Origin of the sequence: Paraburkholderia sediminicola, from assembly GCF_046026675.1 — a bacterium.
GTDB lineage: Bacteria > Pseudomonadota > Gammaproteobacteria > Burkholderiales > Burkholderiaceae > Paraburkholderia > Paraburkholderia sediminicola_F.
Window position 1 is genome coordinate 368,692 of sequence record NZ_JAQQEY010000002.1, and the last position, 23,928, is coordinate 392,619.

General features: G+C 59.1%; 20 protein-coding genes and 1 pseudogene. 8 read left to right on the forward strand and 13 right to left on the reverse strand.

Annotated elements, in window-relative coordinates:
• Positions 1 to 21 precede the first annotated feature (21 nt).
• The 9 genes from PQQ86_RS21535 to PQQ86_RS21575 all read right to left on the reverse strand — a co-directional run bounded on the left by PQQ86_RS21535 (position 22) and on the right by PQQ86_RS21575 (position 9,867).
• Positions 22 to 417 carry a RidA family protein gene (locus PQQ86_RS21535; protein ID WP_408271345.1) on the reverse strand — a complete coding sequence of 132 codons (396 nt, stop codon included), beginning with the start codon at positions 415 to 417 and terminating at the stop codon, positions 22 to 24.
• Positions 414 to 857 carry an acyl-CoA thioesterase gene (locus PQQ86_RS21540; RefSeq protein ID WP_200565095.1) on the reverse strand — a complete coding sequence of 148 codons (444 nt, stop codon included), beginning with the start codon at positions 855 to 857 and terminating at the stop codon, positions 414 to 416. The genes PQQ86_RS21535 and PQQ86_RS21540 overlap by 4 nt, the downstream gene beginning before the upstream one ends.
• Positions 854 to 2,044, reverse strand: coding sequence for an acyl-CoA dehydrogenase family protein (locus tag PQQ86_RS21545; RefSeq protein ID WP_408279286.1), 1,191 nt, complete (start codon positions 2,042 to 2,044; stop codon positions 854 to 856). Before PQQ86_RS21545 ends, PQQ86_RS21540 begins: the two co-directional genes overlap by 4 nt.
• A gap of 19 nt (positions 2,045 to 2,063) precedes the next feature.
• On the reverse strand, positions 2,064 to 2,915 hold the full coding sequence (locus PQQ86_RS21550) for an enoyl-CoA hydratase family protein (protein WP_408271348.1): 852 nt from the start codon (positions 2,913 to 2,915) through the stop codon (positions 2,064 to 2,066).
• Positions 2,916 to 2,941: 26 nt separating this feature from the next.
• Entirely contained in the window at positions 2,942 to 3,499 is a 558-nt protein-coding gene (locus tag PQQ86_RS21555) for a MarR family winged helix-turn-helix transcriptional regulator (RefSeq protein WP_097395294.1), read from the reverse strand.
• Positions 3,496 to 4,269, reverse strand: a complete 774-nt coding sequence (locus PQQ86_RS21560) for an SDR family NAD(P)-dependent oxidoreductase (protein ID WP_408271351.1) — start codon at positions 4,267 to 4,269, stop codon at positions 3,496 to 3,498. Before PQQ86_RS21560 ends, PQQ86_RS21555 begins: the two co-directional genes overlap by 4 nt.
• A complete protein-coding gene (locus tag PQQ86_RS21565; protein WP_408271354.1) occupies positions 4,266 to 6,638 on the reverse strand; it encodes a bifunctional salicylyl-CoA 5-hydroxylase/oxidoreductase in 2,373 nt (790 codons plus the stop codon). The genes PQQ86_RS21560 and PQQ86_RS21565 overlap by 4 nt, the downstream gene beginning before the upstream one ends.
• A gap of 264 nt (positions 6,639 to 6,902) precedes the next feature.
• The gene (modA, locus tag PQQ86_RS21570) at positions 6,903 to 7,727 is read right to left on the reverse strand and encodes a molybdate ABC transporter substrate-binding protein (protein ID WP_408271357.1); all 825 of its coding nucleotides are present in this window, start codon (positions 7,725 to 7,727) and stop codon (positions 6,903 to 6,905) included.
• Between the two features lie 13 nt (positions 7,728 to 7,740).
• Entirely contained in the window at positions 7,741 to 9,867 is a 2,127-nt protein-coding gene (locus PQQ86_RS21575) for a TonB-dependent receptor (RefSeq protein WP_408271363.1), read from the reverse strand.
• Positions 9,868 to 10,208: 341 nt separating this feature from the next.
• On the opposite strand from PQQ86_RS21575, the gene alr reads away from it, so the two are divergent.
• The 5 genes and pseudogenes from alr (at position 10,209) to PQQ86_RS21600 (ending at position 16,638) form a co-directional block, all read left to right on the forward strand.
• The gene (gene alr / locus PQQ86_RS21580; RefSeq protein WP_408271369.1) at positions 10,209 to 11,276 is read left to right on the forward strand and encodes an alanine racemase; all 1,068 of its coding nucleotides are present in this window, start codon (positions 10,209 to 10,211) and stop codon (positions 11,274 to 11,276) included.
• 258 nt (positions 11,277 to 11,534) lie between these two features.
• Positions 11,535 to 13,469 (forward strand): putative bifunctional diguanylate cyclase/phosphodiesterase, encoded by a 1,935-nt coding sequence (locus PQQ86_RS21585; protein ID WP_408271372.1) that lies wholly within the window; start codon positions 11,535 to 11,537, stop codon positions 13,467 to 13,469.
• Between the two features lie 457 nt (positions 13,470 to 13,926).
• Positions 13,927 to 14,520: pseudogene (locus tag PQQ86_RS21590) on the forward strand (sugar transferase); the annotation flags it as partial.
• Positions 14,521 to 14,617: 97 nt separating this feature from the next.
• On the forward strand, positions 14,618 to 15,673 hold the full coding sequence (locus tag PQQ86_RS21595) for a glycosyltransferase (protein WP_408271374.1): 1,056 nt from the start codon (positions 14,618 to 14,620) through the stop codon (positions 15,671 to 15,673).
• Between the two features lie 10 nt (positions 15,674 to 15,683).
• Positions 15,684 to 16,638 (forward strand): IS5 family transposase gene (locus PQQ86_RS21600; protein WP_408279288.1). Its coding sequence is split into 2 segments (ribosomal slippage): positions 15,684 to 16,490 and positions 16,492 to 16,638, totalling 954 coding nucleotides; the frame shifts between segments, so codons are not numbered across the junction.
• A gap of 31 nt (positions 16,639 to 16,669) precedes the next feature.
• Here the strand turns inward: PQQ86_RS21600 and PQQ86_RS21605 are convergent.
• Genes PQQ86_RS21605 through msuE form a run of 3 tightly spaced genes read right to left on the reverse strand, consistent with a single transcriptional unit; the run spans position 16,670 to position 18,742 of the window.
• The gene (locus tag PQQ86_RS21605; protein ID WP_408271377.1) at positions 16,670 to 17,026 is read right to left on the reverse strand and encodes an AMP-binding protein; all 357 of its coding nucleotides are present in this window, start codon (positions 17,024 to 17,026) and stop codon (positions 16,670 to 16,672) included.
• Positions 17,027 to 17,028: 2 nt separating this feature from the next.
• A complete protein-coding gene (sfnG, locus tag PQQ86_RS21610; RefSeq protein WP_408196140.1) occupies positions 17,029 to 18,132 on the reverse strand; it encodes a dimethylsulfone monooxygenase SfnG in 1,104 nt (367 codons plus the stop codon).
• A gap of 28 nt (positions 18,133 to 18,160) precedes the next feature.
• Entirely contained in the window at positions 18,161 to 18,742 is a 582-nt protein-coding gene (gene msuE, locus PQQ86_RS21615) for an FMN reductase (protein ID WP_408271381.1), read from the reverse strand.
• 540 nt (positions 18,743 to 19,282) lie between these two features.
• Between msuE and PQQ86_RS21620 the strand changes: the two genes are divergently transcribed.
• Positions 19,283 to 20,512, forward strand: a complete 1,230-nt coding sequence (locus PQQ86_RS21620) for an acyl-CoA dehydrogenase family protein (RefSeq protein ID WP_408271384.1) — start codon at positions 19,283 to 19,285, stop codon at positions 20,510 to 20,512.
• Positions 20,509 to 21,624 (forward strand): sigma-54 interaction domain-containing protein, encoded by a 1,116-nt coding sequence (locus tag PQQ86_RS21625; RefSeq protein ID WP_408271387.1) that lies wholly within the window; start codon positions 20,509 to 20,511, stop codon positions 21,622 to 21,624. The genes PQQ86_RS21620 and PQQ86_RS21625 overlap by 4 nt, the downstream gene beginning before the upstream one ends.
• A gap of 132 nt (positions 21,625 to 21,756) precedes the next feature.
• Here PQQ86_RS21625 and PQQ86_RS21630 read toward each other — a convergent pair whose 3' ends face one another.
• A complete protein-coding gene (locus PQQ86_RS21630; protein WP_408271390.1) occupies positions 21,757 to 23,001 on the reverse strand; it encodes an acyl-CoA dehydrogenase family protein in 1,245 nt (414 codons plus the stop codon).
• A gap of 323 nt (positions 23,002 to 23,324) precedes the next feature.
• Between PQQ86_RS21630 and PQQ86_RS21635 the strand changes: the two genes are divergently transcribed.
• Positions 23,325 to 23,744 carry a hypothetical protein gene (locus tag PQQ86_RS21635; RefSeq protein WP_408271393.1) on the forward strand — a complete coding sequence of 140 codons (420 nt, stop codon included), beginning with the start codon at positions 23,325 to 23,327 and terminating at the stop codon, positions 23,742 to 23,744.
• Positions 23,745 to 23,928 lie beyond the last annotated feature (184 nt).

The following is a 23,928-nucleotide window of genomic DNA, read 5'->3' on the forward strand; positions in this document are numbered from 1 at the left end:
CGTGCTTCGTATTTCGTGCGCTTACTGGGGAATCACTGCCGTGGCTTCGATCTCGACCTTGGCTTCGTCTTCGACCAGTGCGACGACCTGTATCGCGCTCATCGCGATGTCGTAGTCGCCGATCAACTCGCGAAACGCACGGCCGATATCTTTCAGCGAGCCGAGGTATTCGCGCTTGTCCGTGACGTACCACGTCAGGCGGACCAGATGCTCAGGCTTGCCGCCCGCTTCGTGCAGGACGGCGAGGATGTTCTTGAGCGCCTGAATCGCCTGTTGTGCAAAGTCGGTGGTCTGAAACTGCGCCTGTTCGTCCCAGCCGATCTGGCCGGCGATGAACACTTGCGTGCCGGTTGCTGCAACGCCGTTCGCGTAGCCGCGCGGCTTGATCCAACCGGCGGGAAGGAGAGCTTTTTTCATGAGCGATGCGCCTCGATGGATTCAGGCTGTGGGACAAACGCCGCGAGCGCGCTCGCGATGTCTGCGGGAATGTCGATGGATGTGCCGCTTTCGAGCGATGTCGTCACCAGCACCTGTTTCGCGCTAAAGCGGATTTCGTCGCCGTGCCGGCCGACGATCTCGATACTGATCGAGCGGCGCCCGACCTTCGTGACGCTGAGTGACAGCGTGATCGTTTCGCCCATCTGGCTCGGCCGCGAAAACTCGCAATCGAGTTTGACGATCGGCAAGCCGACCCGGCGTTGCGCGATCATTTGCGCGTAGTCGATCTGCATGCCTTCGTTGAACCAGTCTTCGACCAACGCGTTGGTCATTACCAGATATTGCGGAAAGAACACAATGCCGGCCGGATCGCAGTGCTGGAAGCGGATGCGGACAGGTCTTTCGAAGGTCGTGTTCATTTCGCCGCACCCTTGATGGCTTGCGCGGCATGTGCCTTCAGAAGGTCGCGGCCGACAATCAGCTGTTGCACTTCAGTCGCGCCTTCATAGATCCGCAACGCACGAATTTCGCGGTACAGCATCTCGACGGCTGTGCCGCTTTGCACACCCATGCCGCCATAGAGTTGCACGGCGGCGTCGATTACCTGTTGCGCGCCTTCGCTTGCGTGCCACTTGGCCATTGCGGCTTCACGCGTGACCTGTTCGCCCTGATCGCGCAGCCAGGCCGCGCGATAGACCAGCAATGCGCTGCTGTCGATCGTCAATGCCATCTGTGCGAGCTTGGCTTGCGTCAGCTGAAAATCGCCGAGGGTCTGTCCGAACATCTTGCGCGACGATGCGCGTGAGAGACCTTCAGCCATTGCATGCCGCGCGAAGCCTAGCGACGCTGCCGCCACCGAGGTGCGGAAAATATCCAGCGTGCGCATCGCAAGTTTGAAACCTTCGCCGGGCGCGCCGAGCATCTGGCTGCGCGGCACGCGTGCGCCGGCAAAGTGCAAACGCGCTAGCGGATGCGGTGCGATCACGTCGATGCGTTCGGCGATTTCCAGGCCCGGCGTGTCGGCATCGACGATGAAGGCGGTGATGCCGCGTGCGCCAGGCGCTTCGCCGGTTCTGGCGAATACCACGTAGAAATCGGCGATGCCGCCGTTCGAGATCCACGTTTTGTCGCCGTCGAGCAGGTAGGCGTCGCCGTCTTCGCGTGCTGAGAGGGACATCGCGGCGACGTCCGATCCCGCTTCCGGTTCCGATAAGGCGAAGGCAGCGATCGCGGTACCGCTTGCCACACGCGGCAAGTAGCGTGTCTTTTGCTCATGCGTGCCGCCGAGCGAGATCGCGCCGGAGCCGAGTCCTTGCATCGCCAAAGCGAAATCAGCGAGACCGGAATGCTTGGCGAGTGTCTCGCGCAGCAGGCACACGGCGCGTGTGTCGATCGTGTCGCCATTCCCGCCATAGGCAACGCCGCCGACACCGTATTTCAACCAGCCTGCCGAACCGAGTTCGCGAACCAGGCGGCGGCAGGTTGCGTCGACGTCGTTATGTTCTACAGGCGAGAGATTCGCGCGAGACCATGCTTCGATACCCGCGGCCAGTTCGCGATGGCGTGGTTCGAAAAACGGCCAGGCCAGTGCGCTGTGCAGATCCATATCGCTGTTGGTGCTCAATTCAATCTCCCTCGAAGACAGGGCGCGACTTGGCGGCAAACGCGCTATACGCACGTTCGAAATCGCGTGTGCTCATACAGATTGCCTGTGCTTGCGCTTCCGATTCGATCGCTTCGTCGATGCTCATGCTCCATTCCTGGTGCAGCATTTTCTTCGTGATGCCGTGCGCGAAGGTCGGACCGGCGACGAGATCGGCGGCGAGCTTCTGTGCGTCCGCGAGGAGCGCTGCCGGTTCGCACAGGCGGTTGTAGAAACCCCATGCGTGGCCCTCGTCACCACTCGCCGAGCGGCCGGTGAACAGCAATTCGGTGGCGCGGCCCTGGCCGATGATGCGCGGCAGGATCGCGCAAGCGCCCATATCGCAACCGGCGAGGCCGACGCGAGAGAACAGAAACGCGAGCTTGCTGCGCGCGGTGCCCAGGCGCATGTCGGACGACATCGCCAGGATTGCGCCGGCACCTGCGCACACGCCGTCGACCGCGGCAATGATGGGTTGCGGGCAGTGACGCATCGCTTTGACCAGATCGCCAGTCATGCGCGTGAACAGCAGCAATTCCGGCATCGGCAGATCGATCAGCGGCGCGATGATGTCGTGCACATCGCCGCCGGAGCAGAAGTTCTCGCCTGCGCCGTGAATCACGACCGCCTTCACGTCGGTCGCGTAGGTGAGTTGCCGGAACAGATCGCGCAATTCCGCATACGATTCGAACGTCAGCGGGTTTTTGCGTTCGGGGCGGTTGAGCGTGATCGTCGCGACCTTGTCGGCGACCGACCAGCCGAAGTGCTGCGCCTCGTAACCGGCGAGCGTCAGGCGGTTGCCGGCCAGTAGGGCGTCGGCGTTGGATCGTGTCATGAGTATCTCCCTCTATTCGGTGCGGATCAGTCTTTCAGACTGTCGAGCAGATGTTGTTTGAGCTTGCCGAGGCGCTGATGGGTGCGCGATTTTTCGTCGAGGCTCAAGCCACCGAACAGTTCGACAACCCATTGCTCATGCGCTATGGCCATCTTGTCGAACGCCTTGCGGCCCGCGGGTGTGAGGCACACGCTGATCGAGCGGCGATCGTTGGGATCGGTGCCGCGCGAAACCAGACCTTCTTTCTCGAGCTGATCGGTAATGCCGGTCACATTGCCGCCCGTCACCATCAAACGGCGCGACAGTTCGGTCATCTTCAGGCCTTCCGGATGACGTTCGAGTTGCGCCATCAAATCGAAACGGGGCAATGTGGTGTCGAATTCGTTGCGCAGGCGCTTGCGCAGTTCGGCTTGCACGAGATTGGTCGTGGTCAACATGCGCAGCCACAAACGTAGGCCCATGTGACTATCGGCGCCGGTACTCATTTCCAGATCCACGACGTTCTCCGCTGGTTTGGCGACGCCTTTGCGCGGCGGCTTTGCTTCGGCCGTCGTAGTCTTTTTGAGGTTCGATAACTTGGTCACATTACTTCTCCACCGGAGATGGAAATGGATTGACCCGTGATCGCGTCCGAGCCGGGTTGGCAAAGCCAAAGCACGGCGTTGGCGACCTGCTCAGGGCTCACGAAGCGATGTTGCGGATTCGAGCGCAGCAAGGTTTCGCGCGCCTGCAGTTCGGTGCGCGAGGTTTTGCTGGTGATCTGTTCGAGCGATGCGTGCAGCAGTTCGGTTTCCGTGTAGCCGGGGCACACGGCGTTGACGGTGACGCCTTTCGTCGCGACTTCCAGCGCGAGTGAGCGCGTCAGGCCGATCACGCCATGCTTCGCGGCGCAGTAAGCGGCGACGTAGGCGTAGCCGATTTGTCCCGCCGTGCTCGCGACGTTGACGATGCGGCCATGGCCGCGCTCGAGCATGCCGGGCAATACGGCGCGCGTGCCGAGGAAGACGCCGGTGAGGTTCACGTCGAGCATGCGCTGCCAGAGCGCCATGTCGGTGTGAGTGAAGGGCGCGGCTTGCGCCTGGCCGGCGTTGTTGACGAGGATATCGATTGCGCCGGCTTGCGCGAATGCTTTCTCGACCGATTCTTCGCTTGTGACATCGACGCTGATGCAGGCGACCTCGCCGAGCCCGTTGAAATTTTCCCGCTGGGCATCGAGACGTTGCGCGTTGCGGCCCATCAAGGTGACGCGCGCACCGGCGCGCAGCAGCGCTTCGGCTACGGCTGCGCCGATGCCGCTGCCGCCGCCTGTGACGACGGCGTGCTGTCCTGCGAGGTTCGTGTTGGACGTATTCACGTGGTTCCTTCAGCGCGTTGCGCGCGTTCTTGCGGCGACAACCCTGCGTTCGCAGCGGCCTGTGTACGTTCGCGTTCGAGATTGCGCTCGAGTTGCGACTTGGCTGCCGTGTAAGGCTTCGGCCACGTCACGTCCAGATAGCCGATTTTTGCGGCTTCATTCAACGTCCACGACGGATTGGCCAGATGCGGCCGCGCGATCGCACAGAGATCGGCACGGCCCGCCGCGATGATGCTGTTCACGTGGTCCGCTTCCGAGATCGCACCAACGGCGATGGTTGCGATGCCGGCTTCGTTGCGCACACGGTCGGCGAATGGCGTCTGGAACATACGGCCAAACACGGGTTTTTCCTGCTTGCTGACCTGGCCCGACGAGACGTCGATCATGTCGGCGCCTGCCGCTTTGAAGGCACTGGCGATTTGCACAGCGTCGTCAGGCGTGGTGCCGCCTTCAACCCAATCGTTAGCGGAAATGCGCACGGAAATCGGCTTGTCTTGCGGCCAGACCGCACGGATCGCCTTGAAGACCTGCAACGGGTAGCGCAGACGGTTTTCGAGCGAACCGCCATATTCGTCCGTGCGATGGTTGGTCAGCGGCGACAGGAAGCTCGAGAGGAAATAGCCGTGCGCGCAGTGCAGTTCGAGCCAATCGAAGCCTGCCTCTGCGGACATTTGCGTGGCGCGTACGAATTGCGCTTCGATTTCTTCAAGTTCGTCTCGTGAGGCTTCATGCGAGGTCTGACTGACGCCGCTCAAATATTGCTGCGGCGAAGCGGACACGAGCGGCCAATTGCCTTCGTCAAGCGGCTGGTCGATGCCTTCCCACGAGACACGTGTCGAGCCTTTGGCGCCAGAGTGTCCCAGCTGGATGCCGATCTTCGCGTCCGACTGGGTGTGCACGAGATCCACGATGCGCTTCCATGCCGTGAGATGCTCGGGCGCGTACATACCGGGACAAGCGGGCGTGATGCGCGCTTCCGGCGACACGCAGGTCATTTCCGTCATGACCAGCCCGGCGCCGCCCATGGCGCGGGCACCGAGATGCATCAGGTGATAGTCACCGGCGATGCCGTCGACGGCGGAGTATTGCGCCATCGGCGAGACGACTACGCGGTTTTTCAGGGTGACGCCACGCAATGTGAAGGGCGTGAACATCGGTGGAACGGAGTGTTTTTCAGGCGCGCGGTCAATACCTGAGCGGTGTGAGAGCCAGTCTTCGAACGTCGAGAGATAGGTTGCGTCACGCTCACGCAAGTTCTCATGCGAGATGCGCTGCGAGCGCGTGAGCAGCGAATACGCGAACTGTTCCGGCTCGAACGACGTATAGCGGTCGACATGCTCGAACCACTCCGTCGAATTGCGCGCGGCGTTCTGGATGCGCAATACGTCGATACTGCGGACATCCGTGTAGTGCTGCAACGCAGCGGGCAAATCACCCGGATGCGCGCCGATGCTGTTGGCGAGTTCGATCGAATCTTCGAGCGCGAGCTTGGTGCCTGAGCCAATCGAAAAGTGTGCGGTGTGCGCTGCGTCGCCCATCAGCACGATCGGCGTTTGGGTGCCGTCGGCGTTGTCGCGCCAATGCACCCATTCCTCGTTGACGACACGCGGGAAACGAATCCACTGCGACGACCCACGCAAATGCGCGGCGTTCGACAGCAACGGGTTGCCGTCCAGGTACTTGGCGAACAACTTCTCGCAGAACGCGATGCTGTCTTCCTTGCTCATTTCGTCGAGACCGGCGGCGCGCCATACACGCTCCGGTGTTTCCACAATAAACGTCGAGGTTTGATCGTCGAAGCGATAGGCGTGGGCCTGAAACCAGCCGAACTCGGTTTCTTCGAAGGCGAACGTGAAGGCGTCGAAGAGCTTTTTGGTGCCGAGCCAGACGAAGCGGCAATCGCGCATGTCGATCGCGGGCTTGTAGGTGGCGGTGTGCTTCTGACGAATGGCGCTATTGGCGCCGTCACAGGCGATGATCAGGTCGGCTTCGTAGGCTGTGTCGTCGGTGACCTGGGTTTCGAACACCAGATTGACGCCCAGTTCTTCGCAGCGCGCCTGCAGGATATTCAACAGACGTTTGCGGCCGATGCCGCAGAAGCCATGGCCCGACGAGCGAACCTGCCTGCCGCGGAAATTGATCTCGATGTCGTCCCAGTGGTTGAAGGCGTCGAGAATCGTGTCCGCGCTGGGAGCATCGGCGGCGCGCAGGTTGCCGAGCGTCTGGTCGGAAAAGACCACGCCCCAGCCGAAGGTGTCATAGGGCCGGTTGCGCTCGACCACCGTGACGTCATATGCCGGGTTCCGGCCCTTCATTAACAGGCCGAAGTACAAGCCGGCCGGGCCGCCGCCGATACATACGATGCGCATGTTGACTCTCCATGTGGACCTTTCTCTGGAGGGTAATTTAGGCGTCGATAGTTTAGATGTCAAGTAAATTGTGGGAGGCGCGCGTGCGTGCGTGTTTCTTTGCGAATGATCCTGGAAATTAAAAGTGTCAGTGGAAAATAGAAAGTGACAAGCCTATCCGCAATGCGACGTGGATGGAGTTGATGTGACGGCTCGCGGGAAGGGGCAATCTATCATTGGCGCGTGCATGCGCACGCGCGCGGCTACATGGGACCGGGCGACATTCTATTGGCGCGCAACCGGCGTGAACCCGTAACGTGTGAGTACGTCCTGTGCCTCAGGGCTCATCAGATACAAGGCAAGCCGGTACGCGGTATTGCGGGTAGTAGCGGTCTGCGGCAGCTCCAGAACCGTCATCCCATAGTCGGCGGAGATGCTAAGGTTGGCCGGGAGCTCGACCTGCACGAGGGTCGAATCGGGCTTTGTTTCGTGGGAGCTGCAATAGCCGACGAAGACGTCGACACGCCGCGTCGCCATAAAGTATTTCACCGGATTCTGCCCCGCTGGCACCTGAGGCGCCGCTGGACCACCAACCAGTTGCTGCGCTTTCGTCTCCAGAATCTGCTTCGCTCCCGGGCGGACTGAGTCAGCCTTCGCGAACAACTCCCATGCGTAGTCACCGCCCGGGTCTGCCTTGGGTGTTGAAGTGCCGATCTTTATGTTCGGATCAAGTAGTTTGTCGAGCAGATTGTCCGTGGTGAGGCCGACGTCCGGCCGGGCCTGAACACAAAGCCGATTCCTCGCAAAGACGACAGTAGGCGCAGCCTTTCCTTCCGTCGTCAGGCGCTGTGGATGCGCCATATTGGCGGAAACGAAAACGTCCGCGTTGGCGGAATTCTCGATCTTGTTCAGTAGAAGACCTGCTGGCCCTGTGACGAGATCAACTTTCTGACCGGACTCCCTCGTGTATTGCTGCGTGATAGCGGCGAGTGCACCGCTCATGCTTCCCGCAGCAAAGATCGTTACCACCGGTGTGGCGGGCGCCTGTTGCGCCCACGCGATGCTCGTGGTGCTAGCGAGAACTACGGCAAGGAAAGTGCGAAGTACCATGGTCGGTCCTTGTTCAGAGATTGATCTGTAGCGAAGCGCGGACGGTACGTGGGGCGCCAAGCGTACCTGTACCGTTGTCGGAGCCGCTGTAGCCATTTTGTCCACTTGGCGTGATGTTGGCCCAGTACTGACGGTTGGTGATGTTGTCGATGGCAATGCGCAGCGTCACTGATTTGCCGGCAATTTTCGTTCTGTAGCGCGCACCGAGATCAAAGACGGTGTAGCCGTCAACATAGTCTGTGTTCGTATAATTTCCTGGGCGACGACTTGCGTAGTTCATGTTGATGTTGAATCCGAGACCGGCAACGGCCGGTACGGAGTAGTCGAGTAGCGCATTGAACACAACGCGCGACAGCCCGAGAATCTGTTTATCACTGGTAGACGCCGAACCGGTGTCGAACAGACGGGGATCGAGTAGCGAGATCCCCGTGAAGATGTTTAGATCTCTTGTCACCGCGCCTGTTGCAGTGAGTTCAAGTCCACGATTAACCTGTTGCCCTTGTTCGGCGAAAATATTGTTCGCACCGACATAAGCGTACGGTCGCTCGATGCGGTAAAGGGCGGCGCCGAGCGTAATCCGGCTCACATCGACTTTGTAGCCCAGTTCCCATTCTTTGCTTCGATACGGAGCGAGGCTATCTCCCGCATTGGCCGATCCAGCCGGGGCATTGTCCCCTTGTTGAAGACTGTCGGCGTACGTCAGATACGCTGTCATATTGTCTAGCGGCTTAAACATCAGACTGGCCGTCGGGCTGATGCCGCTCGCGTTGTACTTGCTGGTCGTCGCTCCCTGCTTGTTGTAGTTTTCAGTGTGTATCCAGCTCTGGCTCGCGGCCAGTAGCGTTGACCAATGTTTGTCGAATCCAATCGTGTCGCCGACGCTAATCGACTGCTGGACCGTGTTGACGGACCGATATCGATTTGAGAAATCGGGCAACGGAGGTTTTGCAAAAGACAGCGGGTCGTTGATGCTTGCGTTGCCGAGCGTAATCGCGCCTGTCTGAAATGGCGTGTATCGATTCCAGAAGAACCCGGTGTTTGACACGAAGACGTCGTGTGTCAGGCCTGCAAGCTCCGTGTGGCCATTCAGCGCGACCGTGTTGCTGACGATCGTGTCCAGGCTGTACGTGGTCGTCGCGGTGGTCGTCGTATAGGCGCCTGTCTTGCTGGTGATGGTGTTGGTCGGCACGGTCGACGCACGGTCGTTCGTCTCTCTCAACACACCAACGCTGAAGTGCCAGTCCTTGTTGAAGTCATGCTTCAAGGTGGCACTGAACATGTTGGTGACGTTGTCGTCACCAGCCCACGATTGGCCGTAGCCGGGACGTGTAGGGTCGGGCGCGCTGGGAAAGGGCACGTTGCGCGCTAAAGCAAACGTTCCTGGGAATCCAGTCGACAGGTAGTGGTACGTGCTGAAATTGGTCTCGAGTCTCGTGTCCGGGGAGAAACGAACATCGAACGCGAGGCTTGCCAGTTGTCTGCGCAGGCGACTGCCTTCCACATATCCCTCGCCGTTCTGGTTGAGCAAATTCAGCCGATACCCGAAGAGATCGTCGTTGCCGAAGTGTCCTCCGAGGTCCAGATGTTCCGTCAAGGACTGGCGTGAGGCGTAGCCGAACGTGAACTCGCGCAACGGCTCGGCGGTAGGCCGTTTGAGCACGTAGTTGAACGTGCCGGCAGGGCTGGCGGGCCCGTACAGGGCACCGGCCAGGCCATTTAGAACCTCAATCTGCTCGAACTGCTCGATTGGATAGTCGGTTGTCGCCGCGATATTCAGGCCGTCAACCCGCGTGTTCTGGACAACCCCGGCTTGCAGTCCTCGAGTCTGAGGGCGGATATTTTCCCCCTGAACCGTCGGGATGAAGCGAAACGCTTCGCGCACGCTCTGGAGTTGCTGGTTCTCCGCGAGCGATGAGGGAACGACGCTAATCGAGTACGGCGTATCAAGAAGCGCCTTCTCGCCGAGCGGTCCAACTTTCGTTCGGTCGATCTGATATGACGGGTACGTAAAGGGTGATATTCCAGTGATGACTACCGGTGTGAGTTGGATTCCGTCGTCTTGAGCATGGGCTGAGAATGTCGCTCCCATCCCTGCGGATACGAGTGTGAGCGCCTGAAAGGCGTTGATTGAGCGAGTCATGGACCTGAGGTATCTACTTTTGTGTCGTTGTATCTCGCTATATATAACGTAATGCATGAGCCTTCAACAAGTAGTGACCGGTAATAGATGGAATCAGGGCGAAGCTCCGTCCGTGCAAATCGACACGCCTTGCACTTGCCCATCTCAGACATCGAAAACCGCCAGGAAGGGTTTCGAGCGATAGCAGGCAGCCGATAGATAAACCCAAAAATCCAAACAATACAGTAACAAAAACTGGCTTGAGCTAGATACGATAGTGGAAAAAGCTGCCTGTAGGCCATAACGCCGGTCTTTACCAACGGGCATCCATTCCCTTTTCAAACTAGCCCTCCACGCCTCCTATGCCACGCCCGATCGTTGCACAGATTCATCCCGCCGCAGTCAGCCACAACCTCTCCATCGTCAAGCAGCGGGCACCTCGATCACGGGCTTGGGCCGTGGTCAAAGCCAACGCATACGGACACGGAATCGATCACGTTTTCCCGGCACTTGCGAATGCCGACGGCATCGCACTGCTCGATCTCGACGAAGCAGTCCGTGTGCGTGAGTTGGGTTGGACCAAGCCGATCCTTCTTCTGGAAGGCGTGTTCAAGTCAGGTGACGTGCAAATCGCCCAACAGTTCGATCTTTCCATGGCCGTGCATTGCCGTGAGCAACTCGATCTGTTGCGCCTGTCACCGTCGCATGAGCGCGTCAACGTGCATCTGAAGATGAACTCCGGAATGAACCGCCTCGGATTCCGTCCCGATGCGTACCGCGCCGCGTGGGAACAAGCCAGATCGATTGCGGCTATAGCGGACATCACGTTGATGAGCCATTTCGCGAATGCTGATGATGGCGACGTGGCATGGCAGATGGATCGCTTCGATGCAGTGACTCAAGACATACCGGGTCAACGAAGCCTCGCGAATTCAGCGGCCGTTTTGTGGCATCCCCAGGCGCATCGTGACTGGGTGCGGCCAGGTGTCGTGCTGTACGGCGGTTCGCCCACCGGTCAGTCGCGCCACATCGACGACGTGGGCTTGCGCGCTTCGATGACGCTGAGGAGCGAAGTGATCGGTGTGCAGTCATTGTCGGCGGAGGAGACGGTTGGGTACGGCCGTGCCTTCGCTGCGAACCGCGAGATGCGCATTGGTGTGGTCGCATGCGGGTATGCGGACGGATACCCCCGGCACGCATCGACGGGTACACCAATCGCTATCGACGGCGTCATGACGCAGGTAGTGGGCCGTGTGTCGATGGACATGCTCACTGTCGATCTGACACCGTGCCCGCATGCGCAGATCGGTTCAAAGGTCGAACTGTGGGGCGAACAGGTCAAGATCGATGATGTCGCTCACGCTTCCGGAACGATCGGGTACGAGCTGATGTGCGCCTTGGCAAAACGGGTGCCTGTAGAAATAGCCTGAATGACCGCATCTCTCGCCGGAGCGTGAAGCAATCCGCAAGGGATGCTCGCGTCTTCGGACGACGGGCGGCGCCGCATTGCCTGTTGCACAGGCGTAGTGGTGTCTAATGAGGGTGTCCAATAAGGGTGTCCAATAAGGGTGTCCAATAAGGGTGTCTAATAAGCCAACGCAATTGCGTTGTAACGGACATTGGGTGTTTACGTAATAATTGCGAGGTGTGTCAGATTCGACCCATTAACCATTAAAAATGCGCAGGTCATGGCTTTCAGCGAACCAAGGTCTCCGTTTTTCAAATGGGTGGTGTCCTCCGCTCAGAATCTGAGCGCCGAGAATCGGCAAATATTGCTTGCCAACCTGTTCACGCGAACCGCATCGATTGTCTTTGCGTCGATCTGCGAAATCAGTGTCTGCGCAACCGCCTACTACCTTTATCCGAGAGCCCTGTACGCGTGGTGGGGCGGCGCGGTGGTCGCGTTGCTGATAACGCGTCTCGCGTTGATCTGGTTGTGCTGCGAGCGCAGTGCCCGCAATCTGCCAACCCCTACCTCAGCTTTTCTCTTTGCCAGTCTTCTCTGGGCGGCCCTGTTCGGCTTTGGCACCTTTTTGTGCAATACCAGCGGAAATCAGACACTTTTTCTGCTCGGCAACGTTTGCGCCGTGGGCGTGATCGGCGGACTAGCCGGACGCAATGCAGGCACACCCAGGCTGGTGCTTCTCCAGATTTCATTCATTCTCGGGCTGTTGGGTTGCGGGGCGGCGCTTTCTCCCGGCTCCGGCAAGCTCGTGCTGCTGTTTCAGGCGCCGTTTTGCGCGGCGGGTTTCTTTACCGTGGCATTGCGCAGCAATCGCGACACCGTTGCGTTACTGCTGGCGCGCGAAAGCAGTCATCGGCTGGCGCACCAGGACAGTCTCACCGGCTTGCCTAACCGCGCTCGCATTACCGAGCTTCTGCTGGAACGCACGGCGGCAGGCTCGTTACGGCTGAATCATCGATTCGCGGTTTTACTGATCGACCTCGACGGTTTCAAGGCGATCAATGACAGCCTGGGTCACGCCGCCGGCGATCAGATTCTTCAGGAAGCGGCGATTCGATTGCGTGAAATACTGCCGACTGGCGACCTGGTCGGACGCCTGGCCGGCGACGAGTTCGTCGCCATTACTGACGGCACGGCGTTGACCCGCGACGTCCATTTGCTGGCAGACCGTATCGTCAAAACGCTCGCGCGGCCTTTCACACTCAGTGAAGCGTTGGTGCATATCGGTGCGAGCGTGGGCGTCTCGCTCTATCCGGAGCACGCAAAGACAGGACCACAATTGCTGATCTGCGCGGACCGCGCGTTGTACGCGGTCAAACGCAGCGGCAAAAGTGCCTTCTCTGTCTTCGATGCCGTCAGGCACGCATCCGACGAGAGTTTGAGCCTTCTGCGAAGCGATCTGGAAGGTGCGATGCAGTCCTATAGCGATCTGCGCATGGAGTACCAGCCGATCGTCGATCTCGCCGACGATACGATTTCCGGCCGCGAAGCGCTGCTTCGCTGGACGCACCCGACGCGCGGCGAGCTCTCTCCGTCCTCATTTATTCCCACAGCCGAACGTACGGGCCTCATCCTCGCACTCGGCGAGTGGGCGCTGCTGCAATCCTGTACGGAAGCTGCCATGTGGCGCGACGCAGTGAGCGTCGCCGTGAATGTTTCGCCGGTGCAATTGCGGGAGGAATCGTTCGCGTCGACGGTTGCCGTGATCCTTGGCAAGACCGGATTGCCGCCGGCGCGTCTGAATATCGAAGTCACGGAAACGGTGTTATTGAGCGACGATATCGTCACCCGGCACAACGTCGAGAAGCTTCGTGCATTGGGAATCGGCCTCGCACTCGACGATTTCGGCACCGGATTCTCAACCATGTCGACCCTCGTGCGCTTCTCATTCGACAAGCTCAAGATCGACAGTTCATTCGTAAAAGAGTCCGTGCATCGACGCGAATCCGCGGCCGTGGTTCGTGGGATTGTGGCGTTGGCACGCGAGATCGGCATGCCCACCACAGCGGAAGGCATTGAGACGCAGGAGCAGTTGAATTTCGTGCGCGTCTGCGGATGCACGCATGCTCAGGGTTTCCTTCTGGGAAAACCAGTCCGGAGTGAAGAGATCCCGCACCTCGAAAAAAGGCTGGCTGCGCATTCCGCGGATAAGGAGTGAACGGTTCTTTCGACCGACATGCGTTCGAGTCGGGAATCAATCATCTCTGATACTTCGAACGTGCACTCGCAAGGTTCGAGCAATGAATCACCAGCTTCAACGTGTCGTGATCCGACTGTACGATGGCGTCTGTGCGCGCTATTGAAGTATTCGGCGCGCGGAATGGGGTGTTACCCTCATCTTGAAGTCACAGCGATGCCGGCGATGTTTATCGCAACAGCCATCGCGTTCTATACCAAATCGGATTTGAAATCGAAAGACGCCGCGTACGTGCTGCTCGCAGGCATCGTGTCAAATGGTGCCCGCATCTCAAGGAGTTTGCATGTCCGATTCCCAAGTCCGCACGGATCCGAAGTTAGGAGACACACGCCTCGACGTATCCTCGCAGCAGGCCGTCCCCAATGACACCGTTCCGAAGAAGACGAACTCTTTCTCTGGATGGTGGGGAGATTTTTTTAAGAGGACGGTCGATGTCTGCGGAGCTTCCACGCTGCTTGTCGTGTTGTTTCCGATTCTGATTGTCATCGCGATCGCTGTCATGAGCGACCGGGGAAGTGTCGTGTTCGGGCATCCGAGAATTGGTCGGGGAGGTAGAACTTTCCTGTGTCTGAAATTCCGCTCGATGGTGAGGAACGCGGACCAGGTCCTTGAAAAACTACTGGCCACCGATCCAAAGGCTCGTGAGGAATGGAACCGTGATTTCAAGCTAAAAAACGATATTCGCATCACACCGATAGGACGCATTCTGAGGCGAACGAGCCTTGATGAACTTCCCCAGCTTTGGAATGTGTTGCGTGGCGATATGAGCCTCGTGGGGCCGCGTCCGGTTGTCCGCCAGGAACTGGCTCGATACGGACCCGATGTGAGTTATTACCTGATGCTGAAGCCCGGGATCACAGGTCTGTGGCAGATCAGCGGTAGAAACAACGTAGATTACTCGACCCGCGTCTCACTCGATGTTTGCTATGCCATGAACCGTTCGCTGGCGCTCGACGTCACGATTCTGTTGAAGACCGTCAAAGTGGTGCTGGAAAAAGACGGGGCGTACTAAGTCGCCCGCATTCAATCCATGTCTTCGGTTGCAGATCCCCTCGATTGAATTTGACATGGTCGCCATGTAGTGCACTCCTTTTCAAATAGAAAAAATCATGCGAGTAGCCCACGTAATCGAATCGACTGCCACAGGAACGCTTGCGGTTGTATGCACGATCGCTAATCGTCTGGCTGCGGAAGGTCATGAAGTCCGTGTGATCTATTCCGCGAGAGATGAAACGCCGCAGAACCTGCATGCCCTGTTTCACCCGGACGTCGTCTTGCTGAATCTGCAGATGAAAGGGCCTTCGTTGGCGAGCACATTGCTGGGCTTGCGCCGGAAGCTTATCGAGCTGAAGCCCGACATTGTTCATCTTCACTCGTCGTTCGCAGGATTTCTGGGTCGGCTATCTACATTGTTCTGCCTGCCTTCAACAGCGTTTCTATATAGCCCGCACTGCATTTCGTTCATTCGTCAGGACGTCGGCCGTATGAAACGATACTGTTTCGCCGGGCTGGAGCTGTTGGCTTGCGTGAAGAGCTGCACCTATGTCGGGTGCTCGGAGAGCGAGTGCGCGGCAATCCAGCGTTACCTCGGACGGCCTGCCGTGCTGATCGAAAACGCGGTGGATCGAACTGTGACAGCGCGTCGCGATTGGCATTCGGATAAGGTGCATTCGAAGACGACGCAACGAATTGTGACGGTCGGCGGCATTCGTGTGCAAAAAAATCCGCGGCTATTTGCGGAGATTGCGCGCTCGTTCAACCAGGACGGCACCGAGTTCATATGGATCGGCGACGGCGATCCCGACCTTAAAAGAACGTTGGAGGAAGCGGGCGTGCGTGTGACGGGATGGCTGGTGCGAACGGAAGTTATCGACGCTGTCGCACAGGCGAATATCTTTCTGTCGACGGCCTCCTGGGAGGGAATGCCGATTTCCGTTATTGAGGCTATGACGCTTGGGACACCGGTGGTGGCTTCCGATTGCCCTGGAAACATCGATACCGTTCGTCATGGTTCGACCGGGGTGATTTACCATTCCGCTCTGGAAGCCAGAATGCTTCTCAAAAGAATCATGGACGACGATGTCTTTCGAAACGCACTAAGGAAAGTCTGCAAAAGTCCTGGCATTGACGTGAGTGTGGACTATCCTGGGAACAGGAGAATTTAAGGGGGACGTGATGGCACAACTTGGCCTTGGTCTGGATCTGTCAACGAAACGCACGCGCAAGCGGGAATTTCTCGAAGAGATGAGGCGCGTGGTGCCGTGGTCGCAGCTGATTGCCCTGATCGAGCCACACTATCCGAAGGGTAAAACGGGACGGCCGCCCTTTCCGATTGCCACGATGCTGCAGATTCACTTCATGCAGCAGTGGTTTGGTCTGTCAGACCCGGCGATGGAAGAAGCGCTCTATGACGTACCGCTGTATCGCGACTTTGCGGGGCTTGACGACAGCATGGCGCGATTGCCCGACGAGAGCACGATCCTCCGGTTCCGTCACCTGCTCGAAGCGCACGGCCTGGCCGTGCAGATGCTCGCGCTGGTCAATGAGATCCTGAGCGGGAAAGGGATGATGCTCAAGGCCGGGTCGGTAGTCGACGCCACATTGATTTCTGCGCCCAACTCGACGAAGAACGCCTCAGGTACGCGGGATCCGGAAATGCACCAGACGAAGAAGGGAAATCAGTGGTACTTCGGGATGAAAGCGCATATCGGCGTGGACGCGGAATCTGGCCTGGTTCACACGGTCATCGGTACAGCTGCCAACGCTCAGGACATCAATACAGCCGAAGCGTTGCTACACGGTGAAGAAGCGGATGTGTATGCTGATGCCGGCTATCAGGGTATTCAGAAGCGATGTGCGGGCGGTTCAGTGCGCTGGCATGTGGCGATGGGACCAGGCAAGCGCAGAAAACTGGACCTGAGTGATCGTCTGGACGCGATATTCGATCAGATCGAACGCCTGAAAGCCGGTATCCGTGCCATGGATGGAACATCCATTCCGGATCATCAAGCGCCAGTTTGGCTATACGAAGACACGATACCGGGGCTTGATGAAGAACACGGCGCAGATCACGACGCTGTTCGCGCTGGGTAACCTGTGGATGGTGCGTAAGGCACTGCGCAAAGCGTGAAACACGCGGACGTACGCGCGATGAGACTGGGCTAACGTGAGTCGCGTCGGTTCGAACAGGACTGCGATTCAGGTCGCAGCACCTTCGTCGCCAATACAATGCGGGCAAGCAACCTACGCGACATACGGGAAACGGGTTGTGCAGACCTCCCTAGCGACAGTAGCAGCGCCTCCTCGCGCGGATGACTGACGAGCAGCAGCGCGTCACCCGCCGCAAAGCCATGTTGCGCGAGACCGGCGGCTAACTGCTCGACCGCCGTGGCGACGTCTTGCCACGACAACGCGTGCCATGCGCCCAGCTGCTTGTGCCGCAATGCGATGGCGTGAGGCCGGTGCTGCGCCTGATGGCGCAGCCAGTCCGGCAGCGTCGAGGGCTGGGCGTTTGTCATGGTCAGGCGGCCTTGGCCTGCTGCTTGAGTTCGAGTTCACGGACCAACGGCAGGACCCGCTTGCCGAAATACTCCACCTCTTCGATGAAATGAAGAAAACCGGTCAGCACGAGATCCACGCCGACCGATTTCAATTCGACGATGCGCTCGGCAATCTGCTGCGGTGTACCGATGAGATTGGTGCGGAAGCCGTCGTTGTATTGCACGAGGTCTTCGAAGCTCGACGTGGCCCAGTTGCCTTCACCTTCCGGTGAGGCCTTGCCGGCCTGCTTGACGGCGTCGCCGAACGCATGCACGGCTTCGACGTGCGCATGTTTGATGATGTCGGCGAGCACGGCCTTGGCTTCTTCTTCGGTATCGCGGGCGATCACGAAGGCATTCACGCCGATGCGCACCTTGTGATTGTTCTTTGCTGCCTTGGTCTGAATATCGTCGATCTGTGCTTTCAGATTCTCTGGCGTGTTGCCGTTGGTGAAATACCAGTCGGAGACACTCGCAGCGTTGTCGCGTGCGGCGCGCGAACTGCCGCCCTGGAAGATCTCTGGATGCGGCTTTTGCACGGGCTTGGGACTCAGCGTGTAATTGTTGAAGCGGTAGAAGTCACCCTTGAAGGTGAAATTGTCCTGTGTCCAGATGCCCTTGAGTGCCTCAATGAATTCGTGCGTGCGGCGGTAGCGTTCGTCGTGTTCGAGCCACGGTTCGCCGAGCGCGGTGAATTCGCCCTTGAACCAGCCGCTCACCACGTTGATTCCAATACGGCCGTTGGAAATATGGTCGATGGTGGCAATCTGTTTGGCGACAACGGCGGGGTGCCACGGGCCTGGCAGAATCGCCGCCAGCACCTTGAGTTTGGTTGTAGCGTGCAACAGGGCCTGACTGAACGAAACCGATTCATGCTGATATTCCGCACCATATCCGGCGGTGAAGCGGATCTGGCTCAGCGCGTATTCGAAACCCGCCTTCTCCGCGGTGAGTGCGAGCTTCTGGTTGTACTCGAGACTCCAGTCCGTGCGCTGCTCGATCGTGCTGACGACCAAACCGCCGCTGACATTGGGCACCCAGTAGGCGAATTTGACGGCGTCGTCGTGAGAGTGGTTCTGGCTCATGATATTCCTGATGATTGAATGAAGAGGTCTATGCAGCCAGCGTTGCGGCTTGCGGGAAAGAGGCGGGGAGGCGTCCGGCATGCAGCCATGGAAGCGCGCGTGTCACCGCCAGGGCAACGCGTTCTTCCAGCGCCGGGTTAGAGATTGCATAGCCGTTGAAATCCGCTTCAGACGCATACACGCCGATCGGCAGCGTGCGAGTCTGAAAAAAGCTGAACAGCGGACGCAATTGATGATCGATGACGAGCGCGTGGCGATCGCTGCCGCCCGTTGCAGCGAGCAGAACGGGCACGTCGACCAGCGCCTCGTGATGCACGAGATCGAACAGATGCTTGAAGAGTCCGGTATACGACCCGCGATAAACCGGGCTCGCAACGATCAGCAGGTCCGCCGCTTCAATGGCGTCAATGTGCGTTCCCACGTCGGCAGGGACCTGCGAGCGATGAACCGCACCGGCGAGGCTGGAGGTGATTTGCCCTAGTTCGACGAGATGCGTGTCGATCGGCAGCGCGTCGCCGAGCGCGGCAAGCAGGCGTTCGACCACCACGAGGGTGCGCGACGGCCGTTGCAATCCACCGGAGACGGCGACTACTTTCAATCTCTTACTCATTCGAACGATCCTTTCAGGCGAAAGCGAATTAATCGGGAGTGCCGCTTATTTAGCGAATACCGTGCCATCCGGATTTGCGTGAACAAGACGGGTTGATGATGAATGCGCGGGCCAACTCCGATCGCGCGCCAAGTCAAATGGCATAACCGTTTGCGGTTTTTGCTTCCGCGCATATCGCGGTGGCATGGAACCATTGCAGGCTGACGTATGAAGCTGGCGAAGCAAGATGGCCTCGGCGCTGCTGCTGGAGAAGCAGCGCGAGTGTCAGCGATGGACGCGAGGGCTTTCAGTGTTCCAACAGGCCTGCTGCCTGGGAGGCAGTGAGTGCGGGCGGTGCTGGTGCAGAGGCAACATCCATACCGATGCTGCTGCGTAAGCAGCAATTTGACTTTGGATACCACAACAAAATGCATCGGAAATCGCGGTAGATGTTCAGAATACGCTTCTGAGAAAGCAACCCTGATCGATGCCATTCAACGCCCGTCAGCCGACAGATGACGGTCCACGCCCGCACGTAGCGGAGTGAGTGTCCTTGCCCATATGAATTCGACCTACGTACTGCCGGACGCACCGGCTTCTTTGCTACCGAGCGCGGAGACAGCATCGGTCACTGAAACGCCGCAGCAGATCGCGCAGCGGCTCGCGACCCTATTTGCGCTAACTGCTGCCGAACGCGACGCGCGGGGCGGAACGCCGAAAGCGGAGCGGGATGCATTGCGCGCCAGTGGTCTGCTTGCGATGAGCATTCCCGAGGCGCTCGGCGGTCTCGGCGCGAACTGGCGGCAGACGATGGATGTAGTGCGCACGCTTGGCCGGGCCGACAGTTCGCTTGGACATGTATTCGGCTTCCATCATCTGATGCTGGCGACGGTGCGGTTGTTCGGTTCGTCGGCGCAATGGCGTGCCTGGTTCGAGCAGACTGCCCGCCGTCAATGGTTCTGGGGCAATGCGTTAAACCCGCTCGATGAGCGGGCCGTGAGCCACTCGCACGCGGATTGGCGGGAGTTCAGCGGGCAGAAGAGCTTCTGTTCCGGCGCACTTGATTCCGAAATGCTGATCGCGTCCGCGCGAGACGCCGATACCGGAACGTTGCTGATCGCGGCAGTACCGACCGGACGCACGGGCATCTCCGTCGCGGAGGATTGGAACAACATCGGCCAGCGCCAAACGGACAGCGGCACGGTGACGCTGGAAAAGGTGCGGGTGGAGAACCACGAGATTCTGACCGACCCGGGGCCGCTGTCGACGCCTTTTGCGTGCTTACGGCCGTTGCTCGCTCAGCTGATCCTGACGAATGTGTACCTCAGCATCGGCGAAAGCGCGTTCAACGATGCCCGTCATTACACGCTTCATGAAGCGCGTCCGTGGCATACGTCCGGCGTGCAAACCACCGCGGCGGATCCTTATATCCTCGGCCAGTATGGCGAGTTCTGGGCGGGCCTCGAGGCGGCGCGGCTGTTGACCGACCGCGCGGCCGATCGTTTCGATGCGGCCTGGATGCGAGCGGATGCGCTGACTGATGCCGAACGTGGCGACGTGGCGTTGGCGGTTGCAACGGCCAAAGTCGCCGCCACAGAAATTGGGCTCACCATCTGTACGCGTATGTTCGATGTAGCCGGTGCGCGCGCGACGCACGGCGCGCTGAGGCTGGACCGCCACTGGCGAAATTTGCGCACGCATACGCTTCACGATCCGCTTGCCTATAAGCTTCGAGAAATCGGCGAATGGGCCCTGACGCAACGATATCCGACGCCGAGCTTCTACTCATGAACTATTCACTCAATCACGTGTTACCAGACCGGCCTGCCATCGCGCGAACGGAAGTGCCGCCTTTGTTGACGATGCCCGACAAGCGCACGCTGACCACCTCGATTCGCGCGACCGCGCAGATCTTCTCGGACCCGCAATCGCTGGCGTTGCTCGAACGTATTCGCATGGTGGCGCCGAGCGACGCTAACGTACTCGTGATCGGCGAGACAGGGACGGGTAAAGAACTGGTCGCGCGTCATGTGCATAACCTGAGTGCTCGCAAGGACGGTCCGTTTGTGGCGGTCAATTGCGGGGCGTTCTCCGAGTCGCTGGTGGAGAGCGAGTTGTTCGGCCACGAGAAAGGCGCCTTCACCGGGGCGTTCTGCGCCAAGCCCGGCTGGTTCGAAGCGGCGAACGGTGGGACGCTGTTTCTCGACGAGATAGGCGATCTGCCGCTATCGATGCAGGTCAAACTGCTGCGCGTATTGCAGGAACGTGAGATCGTGCGGCTCGGCTCGCGCCGGAGCATTCCCATCGACGTGCGGGTGCTGGCGGCCACCAATGTGCATCTGCAGGACGCGGTGGCGGCAGGCCATTTTCGCGAGGACCTGTTTTATCGGCTGAACGTCGTGCATCTGGCTGTACCGACGCTGCGCGATCGGCCCGGCGATATATTGCCGCTGGCCCGCTACTTCATTGAAGAGTACCGGAACCGGCTGGGCTACGGTCCCGTCGACATCGAGCCGCGCGCGGAACGAAAGCTGCTGGAACATAGTTGGCCCGGCAATATCCGCGAACTTGAGAATGTCATCCACTATGCGTTGCTGGTGTGCCGCAGCGATTCGCTAGGTGAGGGCGATTTGCAGATGTCTTCGTTCGGGATTCACGCCGCGCGACGGGCGGCTGCTGAACCGCTTGCGTCTACACCGTTGGAAGGGCTCGAGGGGGCGTTGCGTCATCTGTTCGATCACGCGGAAGGCAACCTGTTCGAACAGATCGAAGACACGGTGATGCGCGTGGCCTTCGACTTCTGCTACCGGAATCAGATTCAGGCGGCGAGGCTGCTGGGCATTAGTCGCAATGTGTTGCGGGCGCGCCTGATTCGGGCGAAGCAGATTTCCGCGCAGAAGTAGGCTCATGTGCGTGATAGCGGATGGTAGGTGCGGTACTTTCTTTTGCAGGGCTTTGGAAGTGGAAGCAGACCGGCCGCGAGGCCGGTCCGCATGTGTTGCTGCGTTGTTTGCTGCGTTCGCGGCGGCAGCGGACTATACCGCGGTTCTGCTGTTGCCGATCTGCCAGACGAAGGGCGGCTCTTTGCCGTTGATTTCCCAGTCTCCCACAATCCGCTCCTTATAGATCAGTGGGTTGTGCGACGCTGCAGTGCGCGCGTTTCGCCAGTGACGGTCCAATAGTTTGTTTTCGCTAGTGCCCGAAGCGCCGAGTGCATTGAACAGATCGGTGGTCGCCTGCAAAATCAGACTGGCCACGGCGACCTGGGCTTTTGCCGATTCGATTTCGGCCGCCACGTTCGGCGCATGTTCAGCATCGCGGTCCGCGCCGAAGCGCGTTTCGTACGCTCTTTGTGACGGCTCCGCGGCTCGCACAGCGGCCGCTTCTGCTGCATACACGCGTGCCGCTATTTGCCCCACCACCTGTTGCACCTGGGCGTCTTCGCTGACGCGTGGCGCGTTGCCGTGGCTGTAAACCCGGGTGCGTTTGCGTACTTCATGCGAGATGTCGCGCAAGGCAGCGCGCCCCGTCCCTGCAATTACGGCGATCAGCACGAGTTGATAGAACGCAGTCTGGTATTTGAAGCGCGTGGAGAAGTCGATGATGTTCTCTTCGTCGACCACGGCGTTCTCGAATACGGACGTCCCGCTTCCGGTGGTGCGTTGACCGAAGCCATCCCAGTCATCGCTTTGTTTGACGCCTGACTGATGCGTGCTTACTGCTGCGATGACGTCGGAGCCGTTGTCGTCGCGCTGCGCGTAGACGTCGATCCAGTCGGCAAAAATGCTGCCGGTGCTGTAGTACTTGGTTCCGTTGACGACCCACTGATTGTTGTGGCGCGAGACCCGCGTGATCACGTCGCCGATCTTGACCGCACCGACTTCGGTCCACGCGTTACCGACGATTTCCCCCGCCACGAAGCGTTGCAGCCATTTTTCCTGTGCAGCGCCGGGTGCCGCGTTGATTCTGTCTTCGACGAAGGCGAAATGTCCGCGCAACGCTTGCGGCAAACTCGAATCGGCCTCGGCCAGTTCGATCAGGAGTTGCACGAGTTGCGGAAGCGACGCGCCGGCGCCGCCGTATTCGCGCGGCACTCTGACGGCGCCGAAGCCCGCTTCCTTCAACCAGACAATCTGCTCGTAGGGCAACGCACGAGTGCGTTCGCGTTCGAGCGCGCCTTCCGCGATCCGGTTGAAAATCGGCCTGAACCTGGCAGCCAACTGTTCATAGTCTGTGCCGTACGAAAGCGGGTGTTTTTCACGCGGGTTTTGTGATGTCATGCGCCTGCTCTTAAGTCGATAGGTGGAGTAAGGCAGAGCGATTGGGCTCTTGACCATATGGACTACAAAGCACGAGCTATGCCATCGTGGCGGGCATGCTGCCGCGCTGCTCGGTAGCTGTGCCGGGGTTTAACGCTGCTGGATTGCGAGCAGTGTGCTGATGGACTGCTTGTCTGACAGCAGTTTGAAGTCGAAGCGTTGCTGAACGACGCGAGTGGCTGACTGTGAATTGGCGCCTTGATTCGAAACGCCGATGGATCGCGCCCATGCTACCTTCTTGAATGTCCACGAGCGCGCGCTCATGATTCGATACCGAGGTCCACATGGAACCCACCTGGCAATTCCAGCTAAGAATCACCGTCTCACCCGAACTTGCAAACCATCTGCGTGCAGACCCGACGGGTGCTTCGCATTCTGCGCTTCGCCATGTGCTGGACAAGCACAACGCGACTTTGAAATGTCAATTCGACGCTTTCGCCGATTACGTACATGAAGCGGAAAAGCGGGGCTTGGAAAACTATCCGCTTTATCAATGGACCCGGCAGACAATTGAGAACCCAGAGAAGAAAGCGAAGTACTTGCAATCATTCACTGTCTACGTGAATGGCGACGAGATATACGGCAAGGAAATCACCGACGTGATGGAATCTGAATTGACGGCACTCGCCAGTGAAGATGGCATTAAGAGCGTCGCCCGGTTCGATACTAATCCCGCGAATAACCCGCAGCCGCCCAAGCGCTAGCGATTACACATAGTCCATCTGCTTTCCAGCACGACACTCTCATGTAATAAATCGAAACTATTGTCTCGGCATCGCTTGCGCCAGAGCGCGGCGGTTGCCGACGCGCGATCGCGTCCGTCGTTCATTTCCACGGAGACCTCCATGCCGACGTCGGCATTCCGGCTTTTTGCGCTCATCTGTTCTA

What these genes read in the sequence shown, in the direction of transcription:
- PQQ86_RS21625 (WP_408271387.1), top strand. Translation starts at nt 20,509, where the DNA reads ATGAACTATTCACTCAATCACGTGTTACCAGACCGGCCTGCCATCGCG.
- PQQ86_RS21550 (WP_408271348.1), bottom strand. Translation starts at nt 2,915, where the DNA reads ATGACACGATCCAACGCCGACGCCCTACTGGCCGGCAACCGCCTGACG.
- PQQ86_RS21575 (WP_408271363.1), bottom strand. Translation starts at nt 9,867, where the DNA reads ATGACTCGCTCAATCAACGCCTTTCAGGCGCTCACACTCGTATCCGCA.
- PQQ86_RS21620 (WP_408271384.1), top strand. Translation starts at nt 19,283, where the DNA reads ATGAATTCGACCTACGTACTGCCGGACGCACCGGCTTCTTTGCTACCG.
- modA (WP_408271357.1), bottom strand. Translation starts at nt 7,727, where the DNA reads ATGGTACTTCGCACTTTCCTTGCCGTAGTTCTCGCTAGCACCACGAGC.
- PQQ86_RS21605 (WP_408271377.1), bottom strand. Translation starts at nt 17,026, where the DNA reads ATGACAAACGCCCAGCCCTCGACGCTGCCGGACTGGCTGCGCCATCAG.
- PQQ86_RS21535 (WP_408271345.1), bottom strand. Translation starts at nt 417, where the DNA reads ATGAAAAAAGCTCTCCTTCCCGCCGGTTGGATCAAGCCGCGCGGCTAC.
- PQQ86_RS21635 (WP_408271393.1), top strand. Translation starts at nt 23,325, where the DNA reads ATGGAACCCACCTGGCAATTCCAGCTAAGAATCACCGTCTCACCCGAA.
- alr (WP_408271369.1), top strand. Translation starts at nt 10,209, where the DNA reads ATGCCACGCCCGATCGTTGCACAGATTCATCCCGCCGCAGTCAGCCAC.
- PQQ86_RS21585 (WP_408271372.1), top strand. Translation starts at nt 11,535, where the DNA reads ATGGCTTTCAGCGAACCAAGGTCTCCGTTTTTCAAATGGGTGGTGTCC.
- msuE (WP_408271381.1), bottom strand. Translation starts at nt 18,742, where the DNA reads ATGAGTAAGAGATTGAAAGTAGTCGCCGTCTCCGGTGGATTGCAACGG.
- PQQ86_RS21545 (WP_408279286.1), bottom strand. Translation starts at nt 2,044, where the DNA reads ATGGATCTGCACAGCGCACTGGCCTGGCCGTTTTTCGAACCACGCCAT.
- PQQ86_RS21595 (WP_408271374.1), top strand. Translation starts at nt 14,618, where the DNA reads ATGCGAGTAGCCCACGTAATCGAATCGACTGCCACAGGAACGCTTGCG.
- sfnG (WP_408196140.1), bottom strand. Translation starts at nt 18,132, where the DNA reads ATGAGCCAGAACCACTCTCACGACGACGCCGTCAAATTCGCCTACTGG.
- PQQ86_RS21540 (WP_200565095.1), bottom strand. Translation starts at nt 857, where the DNA reads ATGAACACGACCTTCGAAAGACCTGTCCGCATCCGCTTCCAGCACTGC.
- PQQ86_RS21630 (WP_408271390.1), bottom strand. Translation starts at nt 23,001, where the DNA reads ATGACATCACAAAACCCGCGTGAAAAACACCCGCTTTCGTACGGCACA.
- PQQ86_RS21565 (WP_408271354.1), bottom strand. Translation starts at nt 6,638, where the DNA reads ATGCGCATCGTATGTATCGGCGGCGGCCCGGCCGGCTTGTACTTCGGC.